At 62.4% G+C, this 19986-nt stretch carries 18 protein-coding genes; 1 reads left to right on the top strand and 17 read right to left on the bottom strand.

What is annotated here, in order from left to right; all coding sequences use genetic code 11:
- Positions 1–518: 518 nt before the first annotated feature.
- From ftsZ to HRF45_09195, 17 genes are all read right to left on the bottom strand, one after another.
- On the bottom strand, positions 519–1745 hold the full coding sequence (gene ftsZ, locus HRF45_09115; protein MEP0766683.1) for a cell division protein FtsZ: 1227 nt from the start codon (positions 1743–1745) through the stop codon (positions 519–521).
- A 33-nt stretch (positions 1746–1778) separates the two neighbouring features.
- The gene (gene ftsA / locus HRF45_09120; GenBank protein MEP0766684.1) at positions 1779–2996 is read right to left on the bottom strand and encodes a cell division protein FtsA; all 1218 of its coding nucleotides are present in this window, start codon (positions 2994–2996) and stop codon (positions 1779–1781) included.
- Positions 2993–3382, bottom strand: coding sequence for a small basic family protein (locus HRF45_09125; GenBank protein MEP0766685.1), 390 nt, complete (start codon positions 3380–3382; stop codon positions 2993–2995). The genes ftsA and HRF45_09125 overlap by 4 nt, the downstream gene beginning before the upstream one ends.
- Positions 3382–4095: a DUF881 domain-containing protein gene (locus tag HRF45_09130; protein MEP0766686.1), complete on the bottom strand. Its 714-nt coding sequence runs from the start codon at positions 4093–4095 to the stop codon at positions 3382–3384. The genes HRF45_09125 and HRF45_09130 overlap by 1 nt, the downstream gene beginning before the upstream one ends.
- A gap of 7 nt (positions 4096–4102) precedes the next feature.
- A complete protein-coding gene (locus HRF45_09135) occupies positions 4103–4906 on the bottom strand; it encodes a hypothetical protein (GenBank protein MEP0766687.1) in 804 nt (267 codons plus the stop codon).
- Positions 4884–7244 carry a UDP-N-acetylmuramate--L-alanine ligase gene (murC, locus tag HRF45_09140; GenBank protein ID MEP0766688.1) on the bottom strand — a complete coding sequence of 787 codons (2361 nt, stop codon included), beginning with the start codon at positions 7242–7244 and terminating at the stop codon, positions 4884–4886. Before murC ends, HRF45_09135 begins: the two co-directional genes overlap by 23 nt.
- A gap of 4 nt (positions 7245–7248) precedes the next feature.
- Positions 7249–8382, bottom strand: coding sequence for a UDP-N-acetylglucosamine--N-acetylmuramyl-(pentapeptide) pyrophosphoryl-undecaprenol N-acetylglucosamine transferase (locus HRF45_09145; GenBank protein MEP0766689.1), 1134 nt, complete (start codon positions 8380–8382; stop codon positions 7249–7251).
- A complete protein-coding gene (locus HRF45_09150) occupies positions 8294–9526 on the bottom strand; it encodes an FtsW/RodA/SpoVE family cell cycle protein (protein ID MEP0766690.1) in 1233 nt (410 codons plus the stop codon). The genes HRF45_09145 and HRF45_09150 overlap by 89 nt, the downstream gene beginning before the upstream one ends.
- Entirely contained in the window at positions 9523–10857 is a 1335-nt protein-coding gene (gene murD / locus HRF45_09155) for a UDP-N-acetylmuramoyl-L-alanine--D-glutamate ligase (protein MEP0766691.1), read from the bottom strand. The genes HRF45_09150 and murD overlap by 4 nt, the downstream gene beginning before the upstream one ends.
- Complete coding sequence (locus HRF45_09160) at positions 10854–11780, bottom strand: hypothetical protein (GenBank protein ID MEP0766692.1); 927 nt, start codon at positions 11778–11780, stop codon at positions 10854–10856. The genes murD and HRF45_09160 overlap by 4 nt, the downstream gene beginning before the upstream one ends.
- Positions 11777–13168: a UDP-N-acetylmuramoyl-tripeptide--D-alanyl-D-alanine ligase gene (locus HRF45_09165; protein ID MEP0766693.1), complete on the bottom strand. Its 1392-nt coding sequence runs from the start codon at positions 13166–13168 to the stop codon at positions 11777–11779. Before HRF45_09165 ends, HRF45_09160 begins: the two co-directional genes overlap by 4 nt.
- Positions 13165–14628 carry a UDP-N-acetylmuramoyl-L-alanyl-D-glutamate--2,6-diaminopimelate ligase gene (locus HRF45_09170; protein ID MEP0766694.1) on the bottom strand — a complete coding sequence of 488 codons (1464 nt, stop codon included), beginning with the start codon at positions 14626–14628 and terminating at the stop codon, positions 13165–13167. Before HRF45_09170 ends, HRF45_09165 begins: the two co-directional genes overlap by 4 nt.
- Positions 14625–16391, bottom strand: coding sequence for a penicillin-binding protein 2 (locus tag HRF45_09175; protein MEP0766695.1), 1767 nt, complete (start codon positions 16389–16391; stop codon positions 14625–14627). Before HRF45_09175 ends, HRF45_09170 begins: the two co-directional genes overlap by 4 nt.
- Entirely contained in the window at positions 16372–16704 is a 333-nt protein-coding gene (locus HRF45_09180) for a hypothetical protein (protein MEP0766696.1), read from the bottom strand. Before HRF45_09180 ends, HRF45_09175 begins: the two co-directional genes overlap by 20 nt.
- Positions 16705–16895: 191 nt before the next feature.
- Entirely contained in the window at positions 16896–17837 is a 942-nt protein-coding gene (gene rsmH / locus HRF45_09185) for a 16S rRNA (cytosine(1402)-N(4))-methyltransferase RsmH (protein ID MEP0766697.1), read from the bottom strand.
- Positions 17838–17840: 3 nt separating this feature from the next.
- Entirely contained in the window at positions 17841–18353 is a 513-nt protein-coding gene (locus HRF45_09190; protein MEP0766698.1) for a hypothetical protein, read from the bottom strand.
- Positions 18354–18809: 456 nt separating this feature from the next.
- Positions 18810–19652, bottom strand: coding sequence for a hypothetical protein (locus HRF45_09195; protein ID MEP0766699.1), 843 nt, complete (start codon positions 19650–19652; stop codon positions 18810–18812).
- A gap of 35 nt (positions 19653–19687) precedes the next feature.
- On the opposite strand from HRF45_09195, the gene HRF45_09200 reads away from it, so the two are divergent.
- Positions 19688–19986: hypothetical protein (locus HRF45_09200; protein MEP0766700.1), on the top strand; the 299-nt coding region annotated here is incomplete at its 3' end.

Raw genomic sequence — 19986 nt, forward strand, 5'->3', positions numbered from 1 at the left:
CCGACGTGCAGGTGTTCATCGCGCAGAAGCAGGGCTGGCGTCACATCGGCCAGTCCGTGTGGAACCGCTTCATCACCACCTGGGACATGCCGAACCAGAAAGTGTACCTGTATAAGGCGGAGTGACAGCGGCCTCCTCCAACGCGTTTGCATGCCTTATACGATGGGGTGTGGCTCTGAGGCTTAGGGGACTCGGTCTGCCGGCTTCGAGGCGCGATACACGGGACCACCACGGAATAGTCTCCCTGGGTTGTGCGATGTCTCTCCAGTGACTGTATCGTCCCGGGGGCCTCGGGTAGATTGCCACCCTGACCTGTGACGACCTGGAAGATGAGCCTCGACGTTCGGCTGTTGAGGCCTAGGCCGGTAGCCAAGTAGCAGTCGCCGGCCGAAACATCCAGGCATCGAACCCTTACAGCGTGTTCTGTGCCGCGCCCCTCTCACTCGATGCCCTGCCCTCTGCGGGTGGTGGGGAATAGCAGAGGCAGGGCAATAAAAATACGACACTCTGAGAGACTGCTATTTCCGATCCCGATAATGCCGGAGGAAGGCGGGAACTTCCAGATCCTCGTCGCTCAGCGCAGTATTGGGCGAGGGGAGCACCTCCGAAGGCTCCTCGTGCTTGCGTTCCGGGGTGGGCTCAACGGTCCGAGATGCCTCGGCCTCGCGAGGAACCGGGGCTGGTTCGGGGCGGTTGCGCACCTCCATACGCGATGGGGGCACCTGCATCTCCACCGCGGCGGTACTCGACAGCCTTTTCGCCTCGCGAACGGGAGGTCTAGGCGTCCAGCCGCTACCCACTCCGGCTGCCAACACTGTGATACGCACTTCGTCACCCATTCTCGGATCCTCGACATGCCCGAGGAAGATGTCGGCCTCGTCGGGGTCGGCAAGGTTCTGGATGAACTGCATCGCCTGGTTGGCTTCCACGAGCGTTAAGTTAGGTCCAGCGGTGATGTTCACCAGCATCCGCTTGGCACCCACGATGGAGGTCTCCAGCAGTGGGCTGGAGACCGCGGCCTCTGCAGCGTGTACCGCGCGCTGGTCCCCGCTCGCAACGCCGATTCCCATCAGGGCGGGGCCGGCGCTCTCCATTACCGAGCGCACGTCGGCAAAGTCCACGTTGATGATGCCCGTGTCGGTGATGATGTCGGAGATGCCCTGCACTCCCTGTCGGAGCACGTCGTCGGCAATGCGGAATGCCTCTTGCATGGTAGTCCGGCGATCCACGACATCCAGTAGCTTGTCGTTGGGGATAGTGATTATGGTATCCACCCGATCTCGGAGCAGAGCGATGCCTTCTTCAGCGATCCTCTTGCGGCGCGCTCCCTCGAAACCGAACGGCCTGGTCACGACACCGACGGTGAGTGCACCGAGGTCGCGTGCCATGTCCGCAACCACGCCACTCGCACCAGTGCCGGTACCACCACCCATGCCTGCTGTCAGGAAGACCATGTGCGCACCTTCCAACGCTTTGCGGATGTCGGTGCGGCTTTCCTCAGCGGAGTTTCGGCCCACCTCGGGATCACCTCCTGCACCGAGACCGCGCGTCAGGTTGCTACCTAACACGATCTTTTTGTCGGCCTTGGAGCGGTCCAGCACCTGCACGTCGGTGTTCATCGCGATGAACTCCACGCCTTGAATGCCTGCCTCTATCATGCGGTCCACCGCGTTAGATCCGCCACCGCCTATTCCGACGACTTTGACCGTGATAGCCACTCTGTAATCATCACTCAACGAAGCCATTCCTCCCCCTTCTCGGGTTCATCTAGTATCTGCTTAGGTACCTTTTTCGAACAACCTGCGACGAATGTTACTCAACCAATCGCCTGCCTGTTGCGAATCGTGCTCGTTCCGCATGCCTTCTGCAGCACACTGCAGCAGGCCCATTGGCGTCATCCACTCCGGATCGTTGGATGGAATGCACGGACCGCCATCCTCGACTCCTGCCATGCGCACGGGCATACCATCCATCACCGCAGTCGCAAGTGCCTGCACACCATCCAACTTGCTACCGCCGCCGGCCAAGACCACTCCGCCGGGCAGTAGGCGCTTGTGACCGAAGCGCTCGACAACCGAACGCGCCATGGTGAACAGTTCGAGCATGCGTGGATGGATGATCTCCGCGAGCAGCTTTCGCCGCAACATCCGTGGCGTCGGCGAACCGATCTGCCGCACTTCGACCAGCTCCTCCTCGGATATCTCCGTGTGACGGGTGGAACCGAACTCGACCTTCAGCCACTCGGCTTCCTCCATCGAGGTGCGCAATAGCTTGCTCACGTCGGAGGTGACATGCCAGCTACCGACGGGCACGAGCCCAAACCCGTGAATCACGTTGTCGCGGAACAGCGCCACGTTGGTCGAGTTACCGCCGATGTCGAGCAAAACGGTACCGACCTGGCATTCGGTATCGGTCAAGGCGGCTCGTCCCGTCGCCAGCGGCTCCAGGATCAGTTCGGTCAACTCCAGGTCCGCTCTCTCCACCGCCTCTGCTAGGGTGCGAACAGGAGCGGAGCCTCCCACGATCACGTGTGAACGTACTGCGAGACGCGAGCCCACGATGCCCACCGGGTGACTGAAACCGTCTCTGCCGTCCACGCGGTACGACCAGGGAATGACGTCGAGTACTTCCTCGTCGTGCGCCAGAGGCACGGAGCGACTGTTCTCGACCGCACGCTGCACGTCGCTCGCCGTGATAGCCCGGGCAGCTCCCCCCACCATGGCCTGCCCTTCGCCGGGAACGAACCGAATGTGATCACCCGTCACGCCGACAGACACCGCCTCTACTCGCACGTCACAGGACGCCTCGGCCTTCTCCACGGCTGCTCGTATGGCGCGGACGGTGTCGTCCATGTCCACCACAGCGCCCTTCCGGATGCCGGCGCAAGCCTCGGTCCCAAAGCCGACGGCGGTCGTCGTGCCGCCGGAATGGACCTCTGCGATGAGGCAGGCGACCTTTGTAGAACCTATGTCGAGAATGGCAACATGCCCAATCATTGGCCAGTCGGATCCGCTGCGGGTGGCACGGACCCCTCCCCTCCGCCGTTGGTTTCGACGCGGGAGAGCAGGTGCCTGCGAATTAGCGAGAGATTGACGAAGATTCTGCCCCCCAGCACGACCACCGCGGCCAAGAACAGGTCCAGGCCGATCTGGTCGCCGAAGTAGGCTAGGCCCGCCGCCGTGATCATGTTGACGGCAAAGCCACTGGCGAAGACCACGCGGTCGAAGCTCCGCTCCAGCGCCGCTCGCACCCCTCCGATGAGGGTGTCCATGCCCGCCAGTGCCGCTACCGACAGGTAGTTGCCGAGGACGCCTTTGCTCGGGGTCGGCAGCCACCACGCGATGATGACACCGATGATCAAGGCAAACAGCGGCATCCAGATCATGGTTTCACCGGTTCCGCGGGCTTAGCGTACTGGATCTTACTGGAGCCGCTGTAGGCTGGGATGCGTAGCTTCTCCTCCACGATGACTTCGACCATTTCCTCGTCCAACGCTCTCATCCCCGACAGCACACCACCCGGCAAGTTCACGGCGGATTTGAGCGTCTCTGGGTCCCCGATGGCCTGGATGGTGAACGGGGACGAGACCGGAACTCCGTCAACGTGGATGACCGGGCCGACGCAACGGATGGCGCTGCGCGACGTAAGGCGGTGCCCGTCCACCGCGAGCACTTCGGCGCCTGCCGCCCGCAGTTCGTTCACCACGCGCACGATGTCTATATCGTGGATGAGGTAGCGCTCGGCAATCTCCGGCGAGACGATGGTCGGCACATTGGGGCTATCCCGAAGCAGGATCGTAAGCCCGGGGCCTTCGACATCTACGAAACCAGCGAACACGCGCACAGCCTGCATCTCATCGGACATCACCTTGGCAAGCTTGGAGCGCTCTGCAGCCGCCTGCTCCAGCTCGGCCAGCTTGCCACGGAGAGCGATTATTTCTTCCCGGTACTCATCGTCCTGCTGGCGAGCGGTTTTCAGGATAGTCGTGGCGAGGGGTGTAGCACGGCCCCCACCCGTCTCTCGGTTGAGTACCTCGTTCTTGTATGCCCAAGTGCCCATCAGACCCAGCAGGGCGCAAGCAATCGTGAGCGGCATAAGCCAACTACTCTGCCGGGTCTTCCTGTCGGAGGGGTCCATCTGACGCCGCCTCTTTCGCAGCTTCTTGCGAATCGTTCTCCTGTTGACGCTTCATCTTCAGGGCCGGAGCACCGGGATGCTTCAGGTCCAGGTACTCAGCCCTCGTGAGGAGGGTAGGGTCGCGGCCAAGGATCGATCGGAGCGTCGCCAGTTTCTCGGAAACGTTCTCGCCGGACCCGAAAAGTACCGGGGCCGACGCGGGCATATTTAAGCACATCTCGCCGGAACGGTCAACCGTGACGGTGGCCTGGCGGGCAAGGTCGTTCGCTCGGACAAAGTGCAAGATTTCGAGCGGAACATGCAATGTTTGGGCACGGCGACCTAGGAGAGGAGGGGACGGGCGCATGGAGACGATGCGGAAGGGCCGCAGAACCGCCGAGTGCCGAAACGGAACACCGTCTGCGTCAATCTCCACGGACCAGTCGGGCCCCTGCCACCGTGCGTAGGGCTGCCGGTACTCCAGGCGCAGCGTCATGCGCCCGTCCAGCCCTCTGGCAATGTGAACGTTTTTCAACCGAGGCTCTTTGAGCAGCTCTCGCGCGAGGCTTCCTCGGTCCACGGACAAAGCAGGCGTACCGGTCCTCGGGCGAAGGACCGATTCCAGCCACTCCCGGTCACTGGGGTTTGCGCCGACCACCGTAACGGTCCTTAGAGCCGTCCAAGGCGAGGTGAAAGGAGCTGCGGCGAGTTCGGCGCCAAGCACGAGGACCCAGACCCATCTCCATGGGAAGTGACGAGGCTTGCGCTTATAGGACCGGGCGACGCGCATCCGCAGCCTCCAGGGCAAGTCCCACGAGGCGTCCACACAGGTCGGGGAAGGAAATGCCTGCAGCGGCAGCCGCACGCGGGAAGATAGAGGTCGGCGTCATGCCGGGAACCGTGTTCACCTCCAGCACCTTCAGCCCCTCCTCGGTCAGCATCATATCCACCCTCGAAAAGCCCGCGCAGCCCAGCACTCTATGGCACTCGGTGGCGATGCGCGCGGCCTCCGCTGCGACCCCATCGGGCACCCGCGCCGGCACGATTTCCTCGGTGAGACCTGGTGTGTACTTGGACTCGTAATCGTATGTGCCCTTCGCCGGCACAATCTCGACGAGTGGTAGGACCTCGGGATTCTGGTTGCCGAGGACGCAAGCCGACAGCTCAGTACCGCGAAGGAATGGCTCGATAAGCGCCTCGGTGTCATATCGTAGAGCGATCTTGACGGCGATACAAAGCTCCTCCAGTGTGGTGGCGAAGCCGAGCCCAACCGACGAACCCTGCGAGTTGGGTTTCACCACAGCGGGAAGTGGTAGGTCTTCGGGTAACGGATCTTGCCTCGTGACGAGACGACCACTAGCAACCGGTATGCCTGCTGCACCTAACACTCGTTTTGCGAGGTGCTTGTTCATCGCGAGGGCACTTGCTAGAACGCCGGAGCCGGTGTATGGTAGGCCCGCAAGCTCGAGCAGCCCTTGAAGGGACCCATCCTCTCCGCCGGAACCATGCATCGCTACGAAAACCACGTTGGGCATAGGGCCCGCGGCACGCCGAGCCGGCACGGTGACCGAACGACCAGAGATTAGGCTCTCGAACTCATCACGTAGCCCGGTGGGGTCGAAGACATCCACGTCGAACCCCTTCTCCCTAAGCGCACCTGCCACCATCTCGCCGGTTGCTCGCGATACCTCACGCTCGGCGCTATGCCCGCCCGCTACCACCAGCACCTTCAGGGTGGTCCCACTGGTTGCAACGATCCGCTCACCGATGGGACCGAGTATCTCGTTGATATCCCCCGCCCCCATTGCGACGAACACGTCTCCATCGCGCAGGCTAGGTAGCACCGCCTTTGGCACGTCATGCAGCAGAGGCACGTAGGCAAAAGGCATGTCGGGGCGAATGCGTGTTACTTCCTCGGCGATTCTAGCAGACCCCACGCCGGGAATCGGGGCTTCACGCGCAGGGTAGATATCGGTCAGCACCAAGGCATCGGCCTCTACGAGTGCTTCGGCAAAACCGAGAAGGTAGTCCCTAGTTCGGGTGTAGAGGTGTGGTTGAAAAGCGACCACCAGCCGACGAGCGGGGTAGCGCTGTCGCAGCGCCGCGATGGAAGCCCTGATCTCGGTGGGATGGTGGGCGTAGTCGTCCACAAGGGTCACGCCGCGCACCGTGGCCTTCTCTTCCAGGCGTCTCTCGGCAGCGATAGGTCTTGCCATCGCACGTGCTACTGCATCGAAATGGCAACCACACTCGATGGCTGCCACGGCCGCTGCTAGGGCGTTCCTGACGTTGTGCTCGCCCGGCATCGCGATGGTGAGGCTGCCCAGCAGGTCGCTCGAACGCCACAGATCGAAGGTGGTGCCATCCGCCGAAGGCTCCAGGGCGCTGGCACGGTAGTCGCCGAAACCGATACCGAAGGTCAGCACGCGACAGCGTGCCGATGCCGCAATGCTACCGCACACCTCGTCATCCGCCAGAGTAATGAGCAGCCCGTCGGGCGGAAGAGAGGCGACGAACTCCCTCACACATGCTATCAAGTTATCGAAGCTTCCGTGGTAGTGTAGGTGGTCAGACTCGAGGTTGAGGAGTAGTGCCACCTGAGGATGCATGTCTCGGATGGCAGCATACGCCTCGCACGCCTCGGCCACGAACCAGCGCCCCTCACCGATTCGCAGGCTACCACCAAAGGCTTCGACTTCCGCCCCTACTACCACGGTGGGGTCCATACCGCATTCGATCAGCACAGAGCCCAGTAGAGTGGTCGTAGTGGTCTTGCCATGGGTACCCGTCACGGCGATTCCGACGGTCTCGTCCATCAAATGTCCCAGCAACCGACTGCGTCGCCAAGTTGGGATGCCCTTCGCCATCGCCGCTTGAATTTCAGGATGATCCACGGACACGGCGTCGGTGTAGATCAGCCAGTCCGCATCGGCGATGTGCGAGGGATCGTGACCCTCTTTGATAACAGCTCCCAGCGCCGCTAACTGATCGGTGATAGGTGTTAGGCGTTGGTCACACCCAGAAACCGCAAGTCCTCGGTGAAGCAGCAACCGGGCTAGCGGGCTTTGGCCGGCGCCCCCGATGCCGAGAAAGTGCGGCCTTCGGCAGGCCGCGAAGTCGTCTGCCATTCGCTCACGACACCTTCCTGCGGCGGTCAACGCGGACGGGTACCTCTGCGGCTTCCGCAAGCAGGTCCAGAATCGTCTCTGCCGCTCCGGGCACAAAAGCTTTGCGACCGTTGGCGGAAGCCGTCTCACGAATCTCGGGGTGCGTTCGCCACCGTTCGATGTGTTCGGCTAGGACCGCGGGCGCAAGGGCGCTCTGACGGAGCAATACTCCGGCCCCGGCATGTTCGACCGCCCGCGCGTTGTGGAATTGATGATTGGCTGCGGCAGTCGGCAACGGCACCATCACCACAGGCAGTCCCCAAGCCAAGGTCTCGTTCAGAGTTCCCGACCCGCACCGGGTCACCGCCATATCGGCTGCACGAAACGCCGCGCCGACGTCCGCGCCTTCGAGAAATCCGAATGCGACGTAGTTTCCGTTTAAAGCGCAGCGCTCCGCCGAAGCGCGAACCGCGGACACGTGCTTTTCGCCCGCGACATGAAGCCACTGCACGCTGTCGCTGCCCATGAACTTCGCCGTGCTGAGTACGGCTTCGTTGAGTGCCTGGGCTCCCTGAGAGCCTCCGTAGACCAACACGGTCCATCGGTCTGGCCGCAAACCGAACTTCTCGCGTGCAGCCTCCGTGGTCAAGCTCGATTGGATAGCCTCGTCTCGCAACGGCATGCCGGTCCTGATCACCCGCGACTTCGGGAAGTCCCGAATCGCTTGCTCGAACACCACGCACACTGCCACGGCATGCTTCCCCATCATCCGGTTCGCGCGACCGGCGACGGCATTCTGCTCGTGAAGGACGTAAGGGCCTCCTCGCTTTCGCTGCGCCATCAACACAGGAGCGGCGGCGTAGCCACCCGTACCGAACACGACGTCCGGCTGAAAGGCATCGAGGATGTGCATTGCCTCGCGCTGAGCACGTGCAAGCTTCAGTAGGCCCTTGATGCCTCGTGGTGTCAGAGGCGCACCGACCGGTTCGGCATGTATTCGATCGAAGGCGAAGGGCAGGTCCCGTGCAAACTGGTTCTCGATGCCGCGATAGCTGCCGACGTAGAGGACCTCACATCCTCGAGAAACCGCAGCGAACCCGATACGAAGGGCTGGGAACACGTGTCCTCCCGTCCCTCCGCCGCAGATCACGAGTCGCATCCTGCGCTCCCTCCTTCCGCTCGGAAAGCATCGCAGCCTGAACAATACCCAATCCGAACGCCAGCGCCGTGAGGCCGCTGCCGCCCATACTGAAGAAAGGCAGCGGCACGCCCACGGGCGGGACGACCCCGGTCACCATCACCAAGTTCATTGCCGACTGCGCGCCGATCCAGCAGCCGAGTCCCGGGGCGACGAGTGCTGCGAACCGAGTGGGCGCCCTGGCCGAGAGACAGAACAGCCTGCCCACGATGCCGGCGAGTAGGCCGACCACGACGAGAGAGCCGAGTAGGCCCGTCTCCTCGGCGATGGTGACGAAGACGTAGTCGGTAGTGGCCGCAGGCAACTTATACTTGGCCAGACCCATACCGATGCCTCGACCGGTTACGCCGCCCATACCGATACCCAGCTCGGCGTGCACGGGCTGGAATCCCTCCGCCTGCGAAACCGTGGGGTCCCAGCGCTGGTTGTGATGCAAGATGCGCTGCAAGCGATAGGGCTGCATCTGCACCATCACAATAGCTGCCAGCACTGCAAGCCCGACACCACCCGCTATGGTAGTCCACCGCATCCCGCCCAACCACATCATGCTCAGTAGCACTATCATCACCACCGCTGCCGTACCCAGGTCAGGCTGCCTTTCGACGAGCACCGCCGCAATCACGATCGAACCTATCACCGTGAATCGTAGGATGCGGCCGGCATCGGTATGCTTCTTCCGCGGCCCGCGCTCACGCTTCGGGAGCCTCTCCAGCAGCTGAGCCATTACTAACACGACGCCAAGCTTGAGGTACTCGGACGGTTGAACGGTGAAGCCACCCGGGAGCGACAACCACCTCGAGGCACCGTTCACCTCGAGGCCGACACCTGGCACCATCACCGCGACACAACCTACGAGCGACAGGACGAATAGCGTCAGCCCTACCCCGCGCAGCCATCGAGCGGACAAGCGACTGCCGACCATGTACGCCAGCAGTGCTAACACCAGGTACACGACCTGCTGACGGACCTGCACCAAGAGCGTACCCGAACTGATTGCCCTGGGGTACACGGCGTCGAGGACGAAGAACGCACCTAGCACTGCAGCAACGAGCCACATTGCGGTCAGATACACGTCTTGCTTGCGACGTGCTAGCTCGATGGTCACCTTGGGACCTCCCCGCCATGCCGAAGAACCAGCTGACGGAACCGCTCAGCCCGTTCTAGGAAGTTGCCGAACTGGTCGAAGCTGGCCCCGCCCGGCGCGAGCAACACCACGTCGCCCGGCTTTGCCAGGCCGAGAGCGGATGCGAACGCCTCGTCGAGCGTATTCAATTCCACGTGAGATACGCCTGCTGCGGCGAAGAGACCTGCTAGCGCGCCGGCCATCTCGCCGTATAGGACGGCAGGACGCTCGAGTGTGCGACAAGCGGCCACGATGGGCGCTGGGTCATTCCCTTTCGCCACCCCTCCGATGAGTGGGACCGTGTTCGGACCTGAAGACGTGATGGCGTTCGCACACGAGGTGGGGTTCGTGGCTGCAGAGTTGTCTATAAAGGTTATGCCCTGGTGGACCCCGATCACTTCCATCCGGCTGGTGAGCCCTCGAAAACCTTGCAGCGCCTGACGGATAGCATCTGCGCGCGCCCCGAACAGCCAAGCTGCGGTCGCCGCTGCTAGCGCATTGTCTTTGTCGGCTGCACTGAGTGTGTGTATGTCGCTGTGCTCGCCAAGGGCATGCTCCTCGCCATCGAGCCGCAACACCATCTGCCCTTCCCGGTGAAACGCGCAGTCGCCAGGCAATGCGCGAGGAAAGGAAATGCGGCGCGACGCCACTTCCGGCACCTCTGCGTACCCGATGACGGCGAAGTCCTCGGCGGACTGCCTACGGAAGATCCGCCGCTTGACAGCAGCGTACTCTTCGAAGCTACCGGCATACCGGTTTAGATGGTCCTGGTCCAGACGAGTTAGCACTGCGATTCGAGGGCGAAAGCCATCCACCCACTCGAGCTGGAAACTGCTGATCTCGGCAACGAGCACGTCTCCTGGTTGGGCTTCCATGGCGGCCTGTGTGGTGGGCTTGTCCTCGTCCGACCCCGCTATGTTTCCACACAGGTGCGCACGGAAGCCTGCCGCCTGCAGCATGCGGTAGGTGAGGTAGGAGGTAGTTGACTTGCCGTTCGTACCGGTGATAGCAATGATGGGTACCTTGGAGATACGGTACGCCAGCTCGGGCTCAGACCACACTGGGATTCCCCTCTCGACCGCAGCACGCAGAGAGGGATGCTCACGCGAGAAGCCGGGGCTGGTGACGACCAGATCGAGCGACTCGCTGGGAAGTGTGCCATCCCAGGTGGCCACCACGTTGTATCCGGGCAGGTTCACGTCGCTCTCATCATAGATGGTGACGCGTGCTCCCGATGCTGACAATGCCTGGGCGGCTGCTCTACCCGATTTCCCCGCCCCAAGGACTGCTGCTCGCGCGATGCCCGCAATCATCGGACCAACACCCCGTAGGCTACGGTGCAAGCAGCCTGGACGACGAGGAAGCCTGCAACCACCCGCCGCTCGGGAACACCCGCATACTGAAACGCATGGTGGATGGGGGTGCGGAGAAACAACCGCCGCTTGAACAACTTCACCCACAGAATCTGAAGAGGCACCGGGACCAGCTCGACAATGAGCACTGCTAGAAGCAGCAGCAGCCACGGAGACGCTTGCGGTTGAGCTAACAGCGCAAAGCCGAAACCCGCGCCCAGCATCAGCGAACCCGTGTCACCCATGAATAGCCGAGCGGGTGGTGCATTGTACGCGAGGAAACCCAGCGCGCTGCCGGCGAGGACCGCACAGAAGAAGGCGTCACCACCGCCCATGAACAGGCCGATGGACGCCAAAACCATCACACCCGCCGCAAGCCCGTCCATGCCGTCGGTGAAGTTGGCTGCATTCGCAACTCCTACCACGATGACAGCGGCTATTGCGATGGGGGCGAGGTCTGAGCCGACCAGCCAGGAAGTGCCGTCTCGGGACTGCAAGTACGCCACGCACACCGGCACGGCGACCGCGAACTGAAGGATGAGCTTAGGTATCCATCCGAGCCCGCGCTTCTTCGTCAGTCGCGGCAGCACCACATCATCCAGGAGACCGATCAGCGCGAACCCGCCGATGAGCGTCAACCACAGACCATCTGAGGCAGGCGGCCGTGGCTCCCAGTCGCCAACCCGAACGACGAGCCCCCACACTACCAGAGCTGCGAGCAGCATCATCAGCCCGCCAGCCGTCGGCGTGCCCTGCTTCTCGCTGTGCTCTGGCACGTACTCGCTGATCTTCTGCGAGACGCCGAGCCGCCGGAGCAGCAGGAGCACGGGCCATCCGATGATTGCCGTGACGAGCGCAGTCACCAGCATCGCCTGCATCATCATTGAGCCTCAGCAAGAGCGTCCAGCAGCCGCTCCATCCGCAACGCGCGAGAACCTTTGATCAAGATCAAGTCTTCATCTTGTACAAATCGTGGGAGCCACTCGGCTGCCGCCTCTGTCGTTTCGAGCCGAGTGACTCCCTCCCTGGGCATGGATGCCTCCAGCGCTGCATCGGCGATCCATCCGGCCTCCGTGCCGACCACGCCCAACTCGTTTACGCCGAGCTCCGCCACCAGCCGTCCAATCGAGCGGTGCTCTTGCTCAGCGAATTCTCCCAACTCTAACATGCTGCCCAGGACCGCAATCCGCCGTTTCGCCCGCATCTCAGCGAGAGTTCGGAGTGCAGCCTTCATCGAGTCCGGGTTGGCGTTGTACATGTCCGCCAGCACCTGAACGCTTCCGAATCGAATCGTCTGCATCCGTTGAGGAGGAAACGCCGCGTTGCGCAGGCCCGCTGCAGCCCTCTCGACGTCGAGGTTCAGCGCCCCAGCCACCGCCAGCGCCGCAGCGGCATTCTCTGCTTGAAACCTACCGAGCGCATGAATCTGCCCGACGACTCGCCGACCGAATGCGGAGAAAGAGACCTCCATGTGAGTCTCTGCGGGTTCGACGTGCATCACCTGAACATCTCCACCTGGCCCGAACGTGATCACCGGGCATGCGGCACGGGCTCTCAGGTTCTGCGTCCACTGATCGCCGGCACGCAGGACCGCGGCACCGTCGGGTGGTAATGCCTCGACAAGTTCGCCTTTCGCCCGTGCCACACCCTCCGGCGACCCGACCTCAGCCACGTGAGCCAGACCCACGTTGGTCACCACGCCGACGATAGGCAAAACGATTCGGCATAGCTCCGTGATCTGACCGAGACCACGCATCCCCATCTCGACTACGCTGAGATGATGCCCAGACATCAGGTCGAAGAGAGCGAGCGGCACTCCGATCTCGGTGTTGAGGTTCCCCTCGGTCTTGTGGACGTTCGCCATGACAGAGAGTGCAGCAACGGTCAGCTCCTTGACACTCGTCTTGCCCGTGCTACCGGTGATTCCGATCACCTTCGCAGGCATGCGCAAACGGTGCCAGGCTGCGAGAACACCCAGAGCAGTTACCGTATTGTCTACTGCTATGTGAGTCGTCTCGAGCGGGGCGCGGCCGCGGTTGACTACCGCGCAGACCGCGCCCCGTCGAAACGCGTCTCGGATGAAGTCGTGTCCGTCCACACGGGTGCCGGGGATTGCGAAGAAGAGACTGCCATCGGATGCCTGTCGGCTGTCCGCAACGATCGAAGTAACACCCCCGTCGCGCCCCATCAACGTGCCACCCATTACGTGCGCAGCCTGACTCAGCTGGAAGAGCACGCCGTTGGAGTGCGGGGGGGAAGCGTGGGGGGTCATGCGAGCGCCTCGCGAACTAACTCGCGGTCGTCCAGGTGGATCTTGGTGACACCGATGATCTGATAGTCCTCGTGCCCCTTCCCGGCTATCACCACCAAGTCCCCGTCGCGAGCGGTCTGGACAGCGCGGTGGATTGCGCGGCGGCGGTCGGGCTCCACTTCGACCGCCGCCGCAGGAGTGGGAGTGATCCCTGCCAAGATGTTCTCGATGATACTATCGGGGTCTTCGGTCCGTGGGTTGTCCGAGGTGACGATCACCCGGTCAGCGAGCTCGGCAGCGATGGAGCCCATTCTCGGGCGCTTCGTTCGGTCCCTATCGCCGCCACAGCCGAACACCACGGTGAGCCTTTTGGGGCGCAGCTCTCGGCACGCTTCGAGTAGCTTTTCCAGAGCGTCGGGAGAGTGAGCGTAGTCCACGATCACGGAGAACCCGCGTCCGGTCGGGATCGACTCGAACCGGCCGGGGGCGGGAGTGGCCACTGCGAGCCCCGAGGCAATCGTGTCGGGGCTTAGCCCCATCGCCCAGGCTGTGGCGGCAGCCGCCAGTCCGTTCGAAACATTGAACCTTCCCCCGAGAGGCATGACGACATCGGCTCTGCCTGACGGAGTCTCCAGAGTGAAACGCACCGAGTCTGCGGCTACCTGTGTTCCAGCAGCGCGCACGTCACCTTCCTGCCTTCCATAGGTAACGACTCGCCCGCGCACCTCGGTGGCAAGGCGGCTACCGTACAGGTCGTCTACATTGATGACCCCGACGAAGTCCTTGCCCCCGGCCTCGGCCAGATCGGTGAAGAGCCGAGCTTTAGCAGCATAGTAGTCGTTCATGTTCAGGTGGAAATCCAGGTGCTCTGCGGTCAGATTTGTATAGGTTCCAACGTCAAACCTACACCCATCAGCCCGATGGAGAGCGAGCGCATGGGAGCTGACTTCCATCGAGATCGCCTTCACGCCGTCGCTAGCGGCGTCCGCCAACAGCTCGGCCAGGTCGTGGGCGAAGGGCGTCGTGTGGCCGAGGTCCCGCCGATGGTCCCGCCATTCAGCACCGAGCGTCCCGACGTAGGCGCACTCTATGCCCGTGTGGTCGAGGATCACGCGGATCAGGTGTGCAGTCGTCGTCTTGCCGTTTGTCCCGGTGACACCGATCACTTTCAGGCGGGCCGTTGGGTCGGCATAAAGCGAGTGCGCCATGCGCCACAGCGCATCGGTGGCATCGGGCACCTGCGCCCACGCGACGCCATCGGGTAACTCTGGCACCGGCCTGTCGGTCACGACTGCTATCGCGCCACCCTCTACTGCGTCGGGTATGAACGCGTGCCCGTCTGCGTGCTCTCCTCGCAGAGCAACGAACAGGGTGCCCGGCCCGACCCGTCGCGAATCGACCGATATCCGCGCGACCTCAGCCTCCTCGGGGCCTCCGAAAACCACCGGGCTCGCACAACGGATCAACGCCCCAAAGTTCACTGAACCGCTCCGTTCTGCGTAGCGTCCGGCCGAAGCCGCCAGTGAGTAACGAGGTACGAGGCGATCTTCTGGAAAACCGGGCCGGCCACAAGGCCTCCGTAGTAGCCATTTCGTGGCTCGTCCACTAGCACGAGCACCACGGCCCGCGTGTTCTCGGTGGGCACCAGGCCCACGAAGTACGAATCGTACAGCGAATTCGAGATGCGCTTGGTGATCGGGTCGGTACGCTGGGCGGTACCGGTTTTGCCGCCGACGTGGAAACCTGCGACGGCGGCGTTGTGACCCGTGCCACCGGGGTCCTCGACGACTCCGGTAAGCATCTGTCTCACCAGTCGCGCGACCTCGGGAGACACTACCTGTTTGCCCGGTCGAACCGGGTTCTCCCGACCGCCGACGCTCGCAACCAATCGGGGGCGAACCGTTCGCCCGTCGTTTGCGAACGTGCACATCGCAGCAGTCAGCGCCAGAGGCGTCACCGAAATACTCTGACCGAACCCGAGCACGGCGAGCTGATGCGCAGGGTTGCCCCACTTCTCCGGCGGAGGCAATAACCCTCTCGTCTCGCCCGGGAGCCCGATGCCGGTTTTGTCCACACAGCCGAAGGAGTGGATGAACTCCATGAATCTCTTGGCCCCCAGCCGCTGCGCATACTCACCCGCCGCCAAGTTGCAGCTCCTCACGATGGTCATATAAGGATTCAGCACTCCATGAGCACGCTTGCCATTGTGGAGGGCGCACCGCGTGTCGCGGCCTCCGAACTTGCGTACGCCCGCACAATAGGTCTGCGTTTCCGGAGTGACCACGCCGGCCTCCAGCGCCGCAGCTACGGTGAACACCTTGAAGACCGAGCCGGGCGGAAAAGCCAAGCTGACACACGAGTTGCGCAGGGGAGAGGAGTTCTCGTTTCGATAGCGCGTGCGCAGAGCTGCGGCGGGGTCGTTGGGGTCGAAATCGGGCCAACTCACCATCGCAAGCACATCGCCGGTGTGGGGCTCCATCACTACCACTGCTACGGTGGAAGGAGTGTGTTTTTCGACCACCTCGGCGATCGCTTCCGTAGCCGCTTGCTGAATGTCCAAGTCTATGGTCAGTCGCACGGTCTTGCCATCGCGCGCGGGCGTGTACCTCTCGCGATGGCCAGGTAGCACATACCCTCGCGCATCTGTCGGGCCTACGATAACACCATCCACACCTGTCAGCGCTACGTTTTGTGCCTGTTCGATGCCTCCCAGCGCATCTCCGGCTTCATTGACGAAACCTATCACATGGGACGCCAAGCGACAGTTGGCGTACACCCGCCTTGAAACCGACTCGAGCGAGAGGCCGTCCGCTCTCCAGGACCTGGCTATAGCGCGAAGCTCGGCTGCCTGCTCCTTGCTGAGACCCGTCGCGACGATATGACAAACCGTCGGTGCGCCAGAAAGGATCATGCCGACTTTGGCAGGCGAGATGCCGACGGCCGAGGCAATCGCCGCATGAAAAGCAGGATTATCGGGGCAACGACTAGGTGTCAGTCCGAGACGGTAGGTGATTACGGAAGTCGCGAGCGGTCGCCCGCTTCTGTCCGTGATATCGCCTCGGCTCGCCCGTACCGGCACGCTCTCCTGAAGCCGTGCTTGCCCTTCTCGCAGGTACTTCTCGTAATCCTGCACCTGCATCGCCCATAGGCGCACTACGATTCCGCAGAACCCAGCGAGCAACAGGAGCGCCGGCAGGATCAGGCGACGGTGAACGGCACGGATCTCACGTGCGTCCGCTGCCAAAGGTGCCTCCCACGCTCGCATACGACGTGGTGTCACCCGAGCCATCCGACTCCGGGCGTCCCTGCTTGTCGAGCACTAGCAGACTGCTACCTAGCACCATGCTATGCCCCGCAGCCCAACGAGAGATTCGCAACGTAGCCGTGCGCTCGTCCACTTCAGCGCGTAGTGCCTGATTTCGCGCGACTACTTCCTCCAACCGCCCCTGCAGGTTCACCACATCCGCTCTCGTCTGCTCGGCGAGGACGGAGCCAGCGAATCCGAAGCCCAGGTGCGCCGCCAGTGTAAGCACGGCAAAGCCGTAGGCAAATGGCATGGCGCGCTTTCGAGACCGGCGTCGCGTAGTTGTGGTAGCGGACGCTACCTTGCGGCTTGGCCGACCGACGTCGGATTGCGTCGAGCGTACTTGCACATCGGTGACGAGCACACGCGAGGCAACCCTGCGTGTCTTGCCCTGCCTCTCCTCTCTTATTCTCGGAGCTACCTTCGTTACCACCTTTGATCCTCTCATCCTGATATGCGTCGAGCCACTCTCAGCTTCGCGCTGCGTGCGCGAGGATTCTTTCGTATCTCATCGGCGGTCGGCTGCACCGGCTTGGGTGTCAGCACTTCCACCACTCGCACCTTGCCGCATCGGCACTCGGGAACGCCGCGCTCGCAGACACACTTTCCCGACAACCTCGCGAAGGCGCGCTTCACCTGCCGATCCTCGAGGCTGTGATAGGCGAGCACAGCGATGCGCCCTCCGGGGGACAGCAGACCGATGGCCTGCTCCACCGCTTCCTGCAAGCCCGCAAGCTCGCCAGTCACTGCGCATCGGATGGCCTGGAACGTGCGCGTGGCGAAGTGAATCCTTCGGTCCCGCGCGTGCGGAGGCACTGCATCCGATACCGCCTCGACGAGGTCGCCGGTGGAGCGCATCCTGCCTTGTCGTACGCGGACGAAGATAGCCCTGGCAATCGCGCGTGCGTGGCGTTCCTCGCCGTACTCTTTCAGGATGCGCTCCAACTCGGCTTCGCTGGTGCTCCTCAGGAGATGTTCCGCTGTCCGGCCCACCTGCGACCGGTCCATCCGCATATCGAGTGGCCCGTCCTGTTGAAAGGAGAAGCCCCTCTCAGCCCGATCGAGGTGGACCGAACAGACACCCAGGTCAGCGGTGATGACATCGGCGTGTCGGATACCGAGTTGCCCGAGCACTGCCGGGAGCTTCCGGAAATCGGAGTGGATGAAGTGCTTCCTGCACACCAAATCCGCAAGCCTCTCCTTGGCTTGCTCCAAAAGCTCCGCGTCCCAATCCAGACCGACTAGAGTCCCTTCCGGTCCAATCGCCGTCCCTAGCAAAGCTGCATGGCCGCCCAACCCGAGGGTGGCATCCACTACGGTCTCGCCCCGTTGCGGAGCGGCATATCGAACGACCTCTAGGGCCATGACGGGCTGGTGCCCGGTCATTCCCTACACTCCGGGTGTGCTGTGTGGGCCGGCGGAAGACCGAAGTACCATGCGCCTTAGCGGCGTGCGGTTCTTAGCCTTGTACTCGGCGGGGTTCTTGCGCATCTCTGCGTAGTCGTGGCCCCTCCATATCTGAAGGTGGCCGCTCGAGTCCCACACTAGGACCACTTCGGTGTTGCCGTCTATGTGCAGCTCTTTTCGCAAATGCTCCGGGATCGTCAGACGACCGTTGGGCTTGATTTCATGCCCATGCTCCGCAGGTTGCTCTATAGCGGTCTTTATCGTCCACCAGTCATCCTCGCTGTAGCACTTCTCCCGAAGACCAGCGATGTAGCTTTCAAAGTCCTCATCCGAGAAGCAGAGCAATTCGCCGAGCAAGCCGCTAGTCAAGGTCACGCTAGGACCGAGCGCTTCGCGCATCCGCTGGGGGATGACCACCCGACCTTTGTCGTCGGTTTTCGTGAACTCTCGTCCGAGACGTAGAGGTCTCGGTCGCTCAGCGCTTGATCCGTCCAATTCCGCCTTCTCACGAACGCTTCTGCCACTCAGTGCCACAAAAGGCTCCGTTTTTGGCAGGAGCATCATATCACAGAGCCACTCTAGTGTCAAGCGTTTGGCAACGATTCCACCGCACTTTTTTCAGGATAGGAGAAAACATGTTGAAATCCGTCTACTTTTCTGGCCCAGTTCGACAACAGTAGACGCATTTCTACTACTGCGTCGGTAATGGGGTCGTGGTGGTCGGCCCGAGCGGACCACTGCGGGAAGCGCAAGGTACTTCCACGTCTCGACGGACACCATCCCCAGATAATTCCGCCGTCTCGGCAATCCGACTCCGGTGGCCAGGAGATGGCGAGACTCGGAATCGCGACCGAGCGGCGGAACGCCGTAAGGACGCACTGCGGACATCCCTGTGACGTAGCACAAGGCCGGCTCGACGCGCGTCGAGCCGGCCCACACGAGCTGTCGTTGCTAGCGAACCAGCGGCCTGTGACTGCTACCCGCTTCGGTGATGTACCACTCGTGCCCACACCGCTCTAGGGTGTATGCTACGTATACTGTCTCGTAGTAGTCGTCCAGGTTTACGAAAGTGTGAGTAGCATAAACCACTACCATGTCATTGCTTCGGTGAGCAACGCGATCCACGCTGAAAGACTTCGTACGGACGTTCAACACCGCGTCCCTGGTGATGGCCGCATAGTCGTAGCCTTCCATCGAGTAGGAGTACTCGCCGTCCAGGAAGATCGCTACTCGGTCGCCGGGCCTCACGTGTCTCTCGATGAGCCCTGGATCGGCATATCGCCAGGCATCCACGATGTCCGAGATTGCGCGGTCCATCGACGAATACGTCGGTCTTTCCAAGTAGTATCCAGAGCGGACGTACACCCAGGAGATGGGGCGCTCGACGTAAACTACTACCGGGTACGACACCCATACCACGCGCCAGTACCATACATAGCCCGGAAGACAACCATAGTAGTAGTATACGGACGGGGTCGTGTAGCGAGGCACCGGCACGTAGCAGTAGTAGTCCCAGTACCAGAATCGATCGCACCACCACGGATCGTAGTGCCAGTAGCCGTGTCGCCAACCATCCACATTCACGATGACACCAGCACGGTCCCTCTGGCGTTCGAGATGGCCGAAGCGAATCGGTGCAGGCTTCTGTACCATCACGCCGGCATCCCTACGGTTCATATTATGATTACCGCCCTTGTCGGGGGCAGGCACGCCGCGAATCTCGTTGGTGCGCGGATAGCTGATACCCTGCTCGCGGTTGTAGTTGTCACGACCCGATCGGATGCCGTCGAGCAACGCTCCGGCACTCTCACCGCCGCGGAAGGAGCCCGGTGACGATCCGCCCCCAGGCTTCGGAGCCTCTCGCACGGAGCCGCCGGATTGACCACCACTCCGAGGAGGTGTCACCACAGAGCCGCCGGATTGACCACCACTCCGAGGAGGTGTCACCACAGAGCCGCCGGATTGACCACCACTCCGAGGCGGAGCCACCACGGAGCCGCCGGATTGACCACCGCTCCGAGGCGGAGCCACCACGGAGCCGCCGGATTGACCACCACTCCGAGGAGGTGTCACCACAGAGCCGCCGGATTGACCACCACTCCGAGGCGGAGCCACCACAGAGCCGCCA

The sequence above is a fragment of the Fimbriimonadia bacterium genome, assembly GCA_039961735.1.
GTDB lineage: Bacteria > Armatimonadota > Fimbriimonadia > Fimbriimonadales > JABRVX01 > JABRVX01.

What these genes read in the sequence shown, in the direction of transcription:
- ftsZ (MEP0766683.1), bottom strand. Translation starts at nt 1,745, where the DNA reads ATGGCTTCGTTGAGTGATGATTACAGAGTGGCTATCACGGTCAAAGTC.
- ftsA (MEP0766684.1), bottom strand. Translation starts at nt 2,996, where the DNA reads ATGATTGGGCATGTTGCCATTCTCGACATAGGTTCTACAAAGGTCGCC.
- HRF45_09130 (MEP0766686.1), bottom strand. Translation starts at nt 4,095, where the DNA reads ATGCCGCTCACGATTGCTTGCGCCCTGCTGGGTCTGATGGGCACTTGG.
- HRF45_09135 (MEP0766687.1), bottom strand. Translation starts at nt 4,906, where the DNA reads ATGCGCGTCGCCCGGTCCTATAAGCGCAAGCCTCGTCACTTCCCATGG.
- murC (MEP0766688.1), bottom strand. Translation starts at nt 7,244, where the DNA reads ATGGCAGACGACTTCGCGGCCTGCCGAAGGCCGCACTTTCTCGGCATC.
- HRF45_09145 (MEP0766689.1), bottom strand. Translation starts at nt 8,382, where the DNA reads ATGCGACTCGTGATCTGCGGCGGAGGGACGGGAGGACACGTGTTCCCA.
- murD (MEP0766691.1), bottom strand. Translation starts at nt 10,857, where the DNA reads ATGATTGCGGGCATCGCGCGAGCAGCAGTCCTTGGGGCGGGGAAATCG.
- HRF45_09160 (MEP0766692.1), bottom strand. Translation starts at nt 11,780, where the DNA reads ATGATGATGCAGGCGATGCTGGTGACTGCGCTCGTCACGGCAATCATC.
- HRF45_09165 (MEP0766693.1), bottom strand. Translation starts at nt 13,168, where the DNA reads ATGACCCCCCACGCTTCCCCCCCGCACTCCAACGGCGTGCTCTTCCAG.
- HRF45_09180 (MEP0766696.1), bottom strand. Translation starts at nt 16,704, where the DNA reads ATGCCATTTGCCTACGGCTTTGCCGTGCTTACACTGGCGGCGCACCTG.
- rsmH (MEP0766697.1), bottom strand. Translation starts at nt 17,837, where the DNA reads ATGACCGGGCACCAGCCCGTCATGGCCCTAGAGGTCGTTCGATATGCC.